13 protein-coding genes and 1 pseudogene are annotated in these 10,023 nt (G+C 36.2%); 12 read left to right on the top strand and 2 right to left on the bottom strand.

The annotated features are described in order from the left end of the window. The first annotated feature begins 908 nt into the window (after positions 1-908). The 6 genes and pseudogenes from Q0Z70_RS12030 to Q0Z70_RS12005 form a co-directional block, all read left to right on the top strand. Positions 909-1,103, top strand: a complete 195-nt coding sequence (locus Q0Z70_RS12030; RefSeq protein ID WP_298074840.1) for a transcriptional regulator — start codon at positions 909-911, stop codon at positions 1,101-1,103. Positions 1,104-1,226: 123 nt separating this feature from the next. Next, on the top strand, positions 1,227-1,919 hold the full coding sequence (locus tag Q0Z70_RS12025) for a hypothetical protein (RefSeq protein WP_298074838.1): 693 nt from the start codon (positions 1,227-1,229) through the stop codon (positions 1,917-1,919). A 76-nt stretch (positions 1,920-1,995) separates the two neighbouring features. Next, positions 1,996-2,904, top strand: a complete 909-nt coding sequence (locus Q0Z70_RS12020; RefSeq protein ID WP_298074836.1) for a hypothetical protein — start codon at positions 1,996-1,998, stop codon at positions 2,902-2,904. A gap of 34 nt (positions 2,905-2,938) precedes the next feature. Next, positions 2,939-3,184, top strand: coding sequence for a hypothetical protein (locus tag Q0Z70_RS12015; protein ID WP_298074834.1), 246 nt, complete (start codon positions 2,939-2,941; stop codon positions 3,182-3,184). A gap of 29 nt (positions 3,185-3,213) precedes the next feature. Next, positions 3,214-3,492, top strand: coding sequence for an HU family DNA-binding protein (locus Q0Z70_RS12010; protein ID WP_298074842.1), 279 nt, complete (start codon positions 3,214-3,216; stop codon positions 3,490-3,492). A 329-nt stretch (positions 3,493-3,821) separates the two neighbouring features. Further along, positions 3,822-4,466 (top strand): annotated as a pseudogene (locus tag Q0Z70_RS12005) (transposase); the annotation flags it as partial. 16 nt (positions 4,467-4,482) lie between these two features. Here the strand turns inward: Q0Z70_RS12005 and Q0Z70_RS12000 are convergent. Beyond that, complete coding sequence (locus tag Q0Z70_RS12000; RefSeq protein ID WP_298074848.1) at positions 4,483-4,770, bottom strand: type II toxin-antitoxin system YafQ family toxin; 288 nt, start codon at positions 4,768-4,770, stop codon at positions 4,483-4,485. After that, positions 4,767-5,021, bottom strand: coding sequence for a toxin-antitoxin system protein (locus Q0Z70_RS11995; protein ID WP_298074846.1), 255 nt, complete (start codon positions 5,019-5,021; stop codon positions 4,767-4,769). Before Q0Z70_RS11995 ends, Q0Z70_RS12000 begins: the two co-directional genes overlap by 4 nt. A gap of 487 nt (positions 5,022-5,508) precedes the next feature. On the opposite strand from Q0Z70_RS11995, the gene Q0Z70_RS11990 reads away from it, so the two are divergent. The 6 genes from Q0Z70_RS11990 (at position 5,509) to Q0Z70_RS11965 (ending at position 10,000) form a co-directional block, all read left to right on the top strand. Beyond that, positions 5,509-6,540, top strand: a complete 1,032-nt coding sequence (locus Q0Z70_RS11990) for a replication initiation protein (RefSeq protein ID WP_298074844.1) — start codon at positions 5,509-5,511, stop codon at positions 6,538-6,540. Positions 6,541-6,569: 29 nt separating this feature from the next. After that, positions 6,570-6,848 (top strand): HU family DNA-binding protein, encoded by a 279-nt coding sequence (locus Q0Z70_RS11985; RefSeq protein WP_298074842.1) that lies wholly within the window; start codon positions 6,570-6,572, stop codon positions 6,846-6,848. Positions 6,849-7,724: 876 nt separating this feature from the next. Next, a complete protein-coding gene (locus Q0Z70_RS11980) occupies positions 7,725-7,919 on the top strand; it encodes a transcriptional regulator (RefSeq protein WP_298074840.1) in 195 nt (64 codons plus the stop codon). A 123-nt stretch (positions 7,920-8,042) separates the two neighbouring features. After that, a complete protein-coding gene (locus tag Q0Z70_RS11975; RefSeq protein ID WP_298074838.1) occupies positions 8,043-8,735 on the top strand; it encodes a hypothetical protein in 693 nt (230 codons plus the stop codon). A gap of 76 nt (positions 8,736-8,811) precedes the next feature. Then, positions 8,812-9,720, top strand: coding sequence for a hypothetical protein (locus tag Q0Z70_RS11970; RefSeq protein ID WP_298074836.1), 909 nt, complete (start codon positions 8,812-8,814; stop codon positions 9,718-9,720). 34 nt (positions 9,721-9,754) lie between these two features. Then, positions 9,755-10,000 carry a hypothetical protein gene (locus Q0Z70_RS11965; protein ID WP_298074834.1) on the top strand — a complete coding sequence of 82 codons (246 nt, stop codon included), beginning with the start codon at positions 9,755-9,757 and terminating at the stop codon, positions 9,998-10,000. The last annotated feature ends 23 nt before the right edge of the window (positions 10,001-10,023 follow it).

Here is a 10,023-nt window from a genome sequence, read left to right as displayed (position 1 = left end):
AAGCCTTTCAACTGAAGAACGAAGAACAGTAGGGAAAGAAAAATTAGCGTGCTAGTTATAGCCCACTATAACTTCTCCGCTGCGCTCCTAAGTTGTGGGCTCTGCGAGGCTTTTCCGTTGGTCGAAAAAGTCCCTATCTTTGTCGAACTGTTTTGATTTCTATTCTTGATGCCATCGCGTTGTGAAACGTGGATTGATTGGATTTGTGTCTTTAAACCTCAAGTAGATTTCTTGAGGTTTTTTCTTTCCCCTATCGTTGTTTTCCGTTCGCCTTGACACCGAGTTGCGAGGGGGCTAAACTCCTGATTTATCAGGCAAGATAGGTTCTTGTACGTACAAAAACACATCTTGCTATTAGATTCCGCAGGACAAAAAACAGATTCAACGCCAATATATATACAGATATTTTAAAAAATATATATTTAAATACTCGCTAATTTTCGATAGTATCAATTATCCGAAAGGTGGGGCTTGCCATCCGTTCGGCTACTTCCTCCAGTTTGCAATCTTGGAGGGGCTTAGGCTACCCCGATGGAAAAATAAACGGCAGAACTGCCAAAAATGACAGAAGCCCAAGGTCGCTACCTCAGGCTTCTAATACAAACAGAATATGCTTGATTGCTTCACAACAGGAGCACACTCAAAAAAAACTTAATTCATAGACAAAGATACAAATAAAAAATCAGATTTCAAGACCCGACAGGAGAAGAGCAGCACTCCACAGAGAGAGGCTGCCGTTTGGTTGTTTTTTTTAGCAAGAACGGGCTTTCTTTTCGATTTCCGCCACTTTTTCCCGAAAAGCAACCAATTCCATGCCAAACGGAAGAAAACGCCTAAAAACACAAAAAAACATTTGAATCTGAAAATACCAGAGAAAAGAAGTATCTTTGAAAAAAAATTATAGCTATATGAAAACAGGAGATAAAGTTTTAATTTCTCCCGACCTTACCAAGTTACCAAATTGGATAAGCGGGACAGTGATAAAGGTTGAAAACAACCCATTTGTTGGAATCGTTATATCTGCCGAAACAGAGGATAAAAATGTGTTTTTCGGGCAGGAAGATTTGTTTAAACCACAAAAAGAAGAAGTATGTTTGCCATAAGTTTTGACATGTCTATTTTGTACCTTGAAAAGTACTACGGAAAGCCATATGTTCAGTTGTTCACGCGTTCTCACAAATCAAAATAAAGCTATGGTTAGTATAAGTATAGTTAGAGAACAGTTAATGGATTGGATGATTATTATAATTTTGACATTCAGTATTACAAGTTTTTATTTTTGGGGTTCAAACGATGGACTATTAGCGAAATTAGGCAGAATTACATTATGGGGAATACCAATATCAATACTTTGGATAATTAGTTACTATCAAACAACGCTATGGACTATTTTATTGTTAAGTATACTAGTAGGCATACTAGCAAGTTATAAAATGTCAAAAGACCAAAAAGAACTTATTATTTCATTTCTTTCTTTTTTCTCTCTGACATTTGTGTTAATTTTATTTTTTTATTTCCTTAAAACAGGCTTTAGCATAAGTTTGCTACTTGAGGATGATAGAATCCCCTTTTGGATGAGTAAACCAATTAACATGAAACGTTTTTTTGGTATTTTTAATTTTATATTCTTATGGGCGGCTTTTGGAAAAGTTTGGATATTTATTGCCAAACATCGGTGGTATTGGTTTGTATTTCTTTTTTTTACGACTAACTTTTTTACAAATATAATTGGTTCACTTTTTGATTTTAATTGGTATTGGAAAATTTTGATTGATATTATAGTAATATATATTTCCCTTTATATATTATTACATAGTTATAAGAATAAAACAAGAATTCAATCTAATAAATTGATTATATATGACCAAATTTTTTTAATTATAGGCTTGTTTTTTCTACTTATATTTATTTTTATTTAAGGCTTTGTGTAGCATCGTAACTGTGAATATTCAACAGAAAGCTATAATTCAAATAGAACTAAATAAATATGTCAATATGAAATTAGTACTCACTATATATGGTATCACATGGCTTGTATTTCTACTAATATTTGCCGTTTTAAGATTTAAGAACAGAACTTTCTCTTTCGATCCACCTTCAAAAAAGGAAAAAAGATTACTAGTATATGCATTAATAGCAATAATAGCCTTTGCTCCTCTTGTTGTGTTAATTATACCTTTGGGATTATTGATAGATAGACTTGTGGAATATAAAAAAATAAAAAAAATCAACGCAGAAAAAGAAAAAGAGAAAAAGAAAAGACTACTCGCTCTACATAATTATCATTCTGCCATAGGTCAAAACAAAATCAAATATACACATGATTATGCCAACATTGCATCTACTCTTTTCACTTTAGCAGAAGATGAGAAGTATGACAAATTATTATCATGTTTAAAAGGTCTAACTCTTCAACCCGGTTGGGTCCTAGATGTAGATATATGTAAACAAAGCGGTTTAGGAGATAATAGTAGTTTAATGGTAATCAAAGACAATGTAAAAGATTTTGAAATATGGAAGTATATCAACGTAAAAGATGATCCAATGGCAGTATGGCAGGCTTATCTTCTTAGAACTCTATGGCATGCGCTTCCGTATCATTGGCATGGGGGATATAACAGACGGACTTATATTTTCACAAGTAAAGACATAGAAAATATTAAATTTGAACGTCCTGAAGAAAGTTCAAATTTAATTGCAACAATTTCTAATCAACTTGAAAAAATAACACCTGAAATAATTAAGTATAATGATATATATTATATAACATGCTGCTACTGGTCTGATTGGGGTGGGCTTATTAGAGAATTGATTGAAATTAAAGTGGAAAATAATAAAATAGTAAATATATTCAATGTAGAAGATATTACGCTATTAAAATACAATTGTGGAATAATTTTTTAAAGAAATATCCAATTTTACTTGTTCACAATATCCGTTGGCGGCATATCAGGCAGAAGTGAAGGAATGGTTCAAGAAGAAAATGGGCTTCAAGGATTTCCAACTGAAAGGGAATGCAAAGACTATCGAGGAGCTTCAACGGATATTCCAAAACGACACAATCCAAGAACTGGAGGAAACATTTCAATACATAGCAAAGCAAGGATTCAGACCACAGGATAATATAGGGTGGTTCATTCAGAACCTCAAAAAGAAGGTAGAGAATACCAAGCAAGACCACTAAAAATGACTATCTTTGCATAAAAAAGAACTATGACAAAAGCAGAATTGGTTGCTAAGATTGCGAAAGAGACGGGAGCCAACCCGAAAGAAGTTTTGCCGGTGATTGAGTGTCTAATGAACACTATTAAAGAAACGCTGTCAGACGGTGAGAACGTGTATCTCCGGGGATTCGGCAGCTTCTATGTCAAACACAAAGCCAAGAAAGTTGGACGTAACATAAACCGAAACACGAGCATAATTATTCCGGCTCATAATATCCCGGCTTTCAAGCCATCCAAAGCCTTTCAACTGAAGAACGAAGAACAGTAGGGAAAGAAAAATTAGCGTGCTAGTTATAGCCCACTATAACTTCTCTGCTGCGCTCCAAAGTTGTGGGCTCTGCGAGGGCTTATGGCAAAACCCTAAATCCTTTCGAGCAAAGCGAGGAAGGCAAGAATGTCCGACTAGGACACTTCTTGCTAACAATTGGCTGAGCAGTCAACGGAATACTCCTCCCCTGCGGTGTGTGCGCGCGGAAGATGCGCAATACACAAGGGGGAGGGGTTTACGGTGAATGTGTGGCAGTCGAGAGGCCGTAAATTGAACTGTGTCAGCGAAGGGAACAAATAAAATATTAACTTTGCTAACACAGTTTATTTATGAGCGAAGAATTTGATTTTGAAAGTATCAAAAACAAGGCCATCGAACAGCTAAAAGCTGGTAAGCCCTTGTTGGGAAAGGATGGAGCGTTTGCTCCATTATTGGAGAGTATTTTAAATGCTGCCCTTGAGGGAGAGATGGATGCCCATCTCTCCGATGAAGAGCGCATGAGTGGCAATCGTCGTAATGGGAAGATGCAGAAGCAGGTACAGACTTCCATGGGTGAAGTAACCGTATCCACGCCTCGTGACCGCAATGCCACGTTCGATCCGCAGTTTATAAAGAAGCGTGAGACCGTCCTTGCCGAGGGTGTTGCAGACCGTATTATCGGACTTTATGCCTTGGGTAACAGTACACGTGAGATAAGCGACTGGATGGAAGAGAACCTCGGCAACCGTGTATCTGCCGATACAATCAGTTCCATCACCGACCGTGTACTTCCGGAAATAAAAGCATGGCGTTCCCGGGGCCTGGATCCGGTTTATCCGATAGTCTGGCTTGACGCTATTCATTACAAGGTAATGGATGACAGAGGTTGTGCCGTCAGCCGTGCAATTTACAATGTCTTGGCTATAGACAAGGAAGGGCGCAAGGACTTGCTTGGTATGTATATCTCTAAAAATGAGGGTGCAAACTTTTGGCTGAACGAAAGATACGAAGTCATCTTTTCTTGTTCTTGCCGAAAAGCTCGGAATGACTGCCGAGCCTGACAATTTCAACCATGTCTGATGCCGCATCAATCCAGATTAAGAGAAAATCGTTGCCTACATGACATTCCATACAGTTCTTGTAATTACCAATCAACGCATGAGGCTTGTACTTGCTTGGAATGGCTTCATCTTTTTCCAACTTGCCTAAAACCTCAAACAAGGCTTCCATTAGCTGAATGTCATTTCGATACTTCTTCAAGTCTTTCTTTGCCTTTGTACTATAATGAATTGTTTTCATTCTATTTCGTTCAGTGATTTCATAAAGGCTTCAAAACTACTCGTATCTATCGTACCGGCACTCTTTCCCAAACGTGCTTCCTCTATGGCAGCCTTCGTTTCCTCGTTCGGTTCTGTGTACATGATATCCATCAAAAGACACTCTACGTAATTGTTTAGGCTTCTACGCTCACGTTTGGCTGCGCTTTTCAGCATATCTAAAAGATCGCTGTCAAATCTAAATGCAGTTTGTTTCTTAATTGCTGATTCCATATCACTATCATTTTAAATACTTCTGATAGTAAATATATAACAAACTATAGTAAACGCAAAAACATAAAAACATAAATAAACAAAACTATACACATTTTAACGCGCAAAAAATCTTCCCTATTTCGCTGCGCTTGGCTTTACCCTTAACCTATTCTTTTCCCTATTGTTTTTTTCTCTCCACGATGTCGAAAATTCAGGGAGGTATGGATGTCAAACTCTGTAAAATCCGTAACCTTGTCCAAGGCTATTATCTTGTATTAACCTTGTATGTTTTTATTTTTTGCTTGCAAATATTTTATTATCAATAAATTATAAGGTAAAAAAACGAACGAAATAGCAACAAAAACCACGCCAAATAGCAATAAAAACCACGCCAAAAAAAAAATGAAATAGCAACAAAAACCACGTATGTAGCAAAAAAATAAAGGTGTTATTTGCTATTAAGGTATTTTAGCTATATTTGCAACTGAAACCAATAATCGAAAGTATGGCACGACCAGTAAAAGTAGATAATCAATTGTTGCAGCAAAGTAACTACTTCACGACTGCACGATATGACTACACGGCACAAGAAAAAAGAATTCTATATCGTGTAGCGGAAAAGGCATACGAATATCGGATGGCGAATAAGGAATGGTTCAAGGAACATGATGGAGAGTATGTAGCCAACAACCACGTATCATTCACCATGCAAATCACGGACTTCATGAAGCAGGAGCAGCGCATGGATGCTAGCGGGAAGGATTATGAGGATGTTGTTGATGCATTCAAATCCCTTGTGGATAAACGAATCAGCTTTCGAGGGAAAGGGTGTTTTTCTTTCGGAGGCATCTTAAATTCCGCCGACCAAAATAAGGGAGAGGGGACAATATCTTTCGTGGTACATAAATTCGTATGGCAGTCCGCCTTAGACTTTACCAAAGGATTTACGAAACTTGATTTGGTCACGGCCATGGAGCTGAAATCAGCCTACTCGATGCGCTTCTTCGAGTTCGCCAAACAATGGGAGGACAAAATGTATTGTAAAATTTCAGTGGAAGAATTTAGAGAAATGTTTCGCTGCCAAGATAAATACCCAAGAATGGAATCCATTAGACGCTGCATCATAGATGTCGCCAAGAAAGAATTGGATGCGGTGTCTCCCATATCATTCAACTATGAGTGCAACAAGGTCGGCACGAAAATAAAAAGTTTCACGTTCCACTTCTACAAGATTATCGGCAGAACAGCAGCGGTGGACGAAGAAAAGAAAGGCTTGCTTTCGCAATATCCATTGGCAACGTATCGACCAGAAGTAAGGTCATGGCTGAAACATAAGTTGGGCTTCACAACCGTCCAACTAAAAGGGAATGCAAAGACCATCGAGGAGTTTCAACGGATATTCCAAAACGACACAATCCAAGAACTGGAGGAAACATTTCAATACATTTCCAAGCAAGGATTTAGACCACAAGATAATATTGGTTGGTTCATTCAGAACCTCAAAAAGAAGGTAGAGAATACCAAGCAAGACCACTAAAAATGACTATCTTTGCATAAAAAAGAACTATGACAAAAGCAGAATTGGTTGCTAAGATTGCGAAAGAGACGGGAGCCAACCCGAAAGAAGTTTTGCCGGTGATTGAGTGTCTAATGAACACTATTAAAGAAACGCTGTCAGACGGTGAGAACGTGTATCTCCGGGGATTCGGCAGCTTCTATGTCAAACACAAAGCCAAGAAAGTTGGACGTAACATAAACCGAAACACGAGCATAATTATTCCGGCTCATAATATCCCGGCTTTCAAGCCATCCAAAGCCTTTCAACTGAAGAACGAAGAACAGTAGGGAAAGAAAAATTAGCGTGCTAGTTATAGCCCACTATAACTTCTCCGCTGCGCTCCTAAGTTGTGGGCTCTGCGAGGCTTTTCCGTTGGTCGAAAAAGTCCCTATCTTTGTCGAACTGTTTTGATTTCTATTCTTGATGCCATCGCGTTGTGAAACGTGGATTGATTGGATTTGTGTCTTTAAACCTCAAGTAGATTTCTTGAGGTTTTTTCTTTCCCCTATCGTTGTTTTCCGTTCGCCTTGACACCGAGTTGCGAGGGGGCTAAACTCCTGATTTATCAGGCAAGATAGGTTCTTGTACGTACAAAAACACATCTTGCTATTAGATTCCGCAGGACAAAAAACAGATTCAACGCCAATATATATACAGATATTTTAAAAAATATATATTTAAATACTCGCTAATTTTCGATAGTATCAATTATCCGAAAGGTGGGGCTTGCCATCCGTTCGGCTACTTCCTCCAGTTTGCAATCTTGGAGGGGCTTAGGCTACCCCGATGGAAAAATAAACGGCAGAACTGCCAAAAATGACAGAAGCCCAAGGTCGCTACCTCAGGCTTCTAATACAAACAGAATATGCTTGATTGCTTCACAACAGGAGCACACTCAAAAAAAACTTAATTCATAGACAAAGATACAAATAAAAAATCAGATTTCAAGACCCGACAGGAGAAGAGCAGCACTCCACAGAGAGAGGCTGCCGTTTGGTTGTTTTTTTTAGCAAGAACGGGCTTTCTTTTCGATTTCCGCCACTTTTTCCCGAAAAGCAACCAATTCCATGCCAAACGGAAGAAAACGCCTAAAAACACAAAAAAACATTTGAATCTGAAAATACCAGAGAAAAGAAGTATCTTTGAAAAAAAATTATAGCTATATGAAAACAGGAGATAAAGTTTTAATTTCTCCCGACCTTACCAAGTTACCAAATTGGATAAGCGGGACAGTGATAAAGGTTGAAAACAACCCATTTGTTGGAATCGTTATATCTGCCGAAACAGAGGATAAAAATGTGTTTTTCGGGCAGGAAGATTTGTTTAAACCACAAAAAGAAGAAGTATGTTTGCCATAAGTTTTGACATGTCTATTTTGTACCTTGAAAAGTACTACGGAAAGCCATATGTTCAGTTGTTCACGCGTTCTCACAAATCAAAATAAAGCTATGGTTAGTATAAGTATAGTTAGAGAACAGTTAATGGATTGGATGATTATTATAATTTTGACATTCAGTATTACAAGTTTTTATTTTTGGGGTTCAAACGATGGACTATTAGCGAAATTAGGCAGAATTACATTATGGGGAATACCAATATCAATACTTTGGATAATTAGTTACTATCAAACAACGCTATGGACTATTTTATTGTTAAGTATACTAGTAGGCATACTAGCAAGTTATAAAATGTCAAAAGACCAAAAAGAACTTATTATTTCATTTCTTTCTTTTTTCTCTCTGACATTTGTGTTAATTTTATTTTTTTATTTCCTTAAAACAGGCTTTAGCATAAGTTTGCTACTTGAGGATGATAGAATCCCCTTTTGGATGAGTAAACCAATTAACATGAAACGTTTTTTTGGTATTTTTAATTTTATATTCTTATGGGCGGCTTTTGGAAAAGTTTGGATATTTATTGCCAAACATCGGTGGTATTGGTTTGTATTTCTTTTTTTTACGACTAACTTTTTTACAAATATAATTGGTTCACTTTTTGATTTTAATTGGTATTGGAAAATTTTGATTGATATTATAGTAATATATATTTCCCTTTATATATTATTACATAGTTATAAGAATAAAACAAGAATTCAATCTAATAAATTGATTATATATGACCAAATTTTTTTAATTATAGGCTTGTTTTTTCTACTTATATTTATTTTTATTTAAGGCTTTGTGTAGCATCGTAACTGTGAATATTCAACAGAAAGCTATAATTCAAATAGAACTAAATAAATATGTCAATATGAAATTAGTACTCACTATATATGGTATCACATGGCTTGTATTTCTACTAATATTTGCCGTTTTAAGATTTAAGAACAGAACTTTCTCTTTCGATCCACCTTCAAAAAAGGAAAAAAGATTACTAGTATATGCATTAATAGCAATAATAGCCTTTGCTCCTCTTGTTGTGTTAATTATACCTTTGGGATTATTGATAGATAGACTTGTGGAATATAAAAAAATAAAAAAAATCAACGCAGAAAAAGAAAAAGAGAAAAAGAAAAGACTACTCGCTCTACATAATTATCATTCTGCCATAGGTCAAAACAAAATCAAATATACACATGATTATGCCAACATTGCATCTACTCTTTTCACTTTAGCAGAAGATGAGAAGTATGACAAATTATTATCATGTTTAAAAGGTCTAACTCTTCAACCCGGTTGGGTCCTAGATGTAGATATATGTAAACAAAGCGGTTTAGGAGATAATAGTAGTTTAATGGTAATCAAAGACAATGTAAAAGATTTTGAAATATGGAAGTATATCAACGTAAAAGATGATCCAATGGCAGTATGGCAGGCTTATCTTCTTAGAACTCTATGGCATGCGCTTCCGTATCATTGGCATGGGGGATATAACAGACGGACTTATATTTTCACAAGTAAAGACATAGAAAATATTAAATTTGAACGTCCTGAAGAAAGTTCAAATTTAATTGCAACAATTTCTAATCAACTTGAAAAAATAACACCTGAAATAATTAAGTATAATGATATATATTATATAACATGCTGCTACTGGTCTGATTGGGGTGGGCTTATTAGAGAATTGATTGAAATTAAAGTGGAAAATAATAAAATAGTAAATATATTCAATGTAGAAGATATTACGCTATTAAAATACAATTGTGGAATAATTTTTTAAAGAAATATCCAATTTTACTTGTTCACAATATCCGTTGGCGGCATATCAGGCAGAAGTGAAGGAATGGTTCAAGAAGAAAATGGGCTTCAAGGATTTCCAACTGAAAGGGAATGCAAAGACTATCGAGGAGCTTCAACGGATATTCCAAAACGACACAATCCAAGAACTGGAGGAAACATTTCAATACATAGCAAAGCAAGGATTCAGACCACAGGATAATATAGGGTGGTTCATTCAGAACCTCAAAAAGAAGGTAGAGAATACCAAGCAAGACCACTAAAAATGACTATCTTTGCATAAAAA

The sequence above is a fragment of the uncultured Bacteroides sp. genome, assembly GCF_947632445.1.
Classification (GTDB): domain Bacteria; phylum Bacteroidota; class Bacteroidia; order Bacteroidales; family Bacteroidaceae; genus Bacteroides.
Note: the sequence above shows the minus strand (reverse complement) of the source record. Positions and strands in the feature narration are given on the sequence as shown.

Excerpts from the sequence above, each read along its gene's own strand:
- Q0Z70_RS11980 (WP_298074840.1), top strand. The coding sequence starts at position 7,725 with ATGAAAACAGGAGATAAAGTTTTAATTTCTCCCGACCTTACCAAGTTA.
- Q0Z70_RS12000 (WP_298074848.1), bottom strand. The coding sequence starts at position 4,770 with ATGAAAACAATTCATTATAGTACAAAGGCAAAGAAAGACTTGAAGAAG.
- Q0Z70_RS12025 (WP_298074838.1), top strand. The coding sequence starts at position 1,227 with ATGGATTGGATGATTATTATAATTTTGACATTCAGTATTACAAGTTTT.
- Q0Z70_RS11985 (WP_298074842.1), top strand. The coding sequence starts at position 6,570 with ATGACAAAAGCAGAATTGGTTGCTAAGATTGCGAAAGAGACGGGAGCC.
- Q0Z70_RS11990 (WP_298074844.1), top strand. The coding sequence starts at position 5,509 with ATGGCACGACCAGTAAAAGTAGATAATCAATTGTTGCAGCAAAGTAAC.
- Q0Z70_RS12030 (WP_298074840.1), top strand. The coding sequence starts at position 909 with ATGAAAACAGGAGATAAAGTTTTAATTTCTCCCGACCTTACCAAGTTA.
- Q0Z70_RS12010 (WP_298074842.1), top strand. The coding sequence starts at position 3,214 with ATGACAAAAGCAGAATTGGTTGCTAAGATTGCGAAAGAGACGGGAGCC.
- Q0Z70_RS11995 (WP_298074846.1), bottom strand. The coding sequence starts at position 5,021 with ATGGAATCAGCAATTAAGAAACAAACTGCATTTAGATTTGACAGCGAT.
- Q0Z70_RS11970 (WP_298074836.1), top strand. The coding sequence starts at position 8,812 with ATGAAATTAGTACTCACTATATATGGTATCACATGGCTTGTATTTCTA.
- Q0Z70_RS12020 (WP_298074836.1), top strand. The coding sequence starts at position 1,996 with ATGAAATTAGTACTCACTATATATGGTATCACATGGCTTGTATTTCTA.
- Q0Z70_RS11975 (WP_298074838.1), top strand. The coding sequence starts at position 8,043 with ATGGATTGGATGATTATTATAATTTTGACATTCAGTATTACAAGTTTT.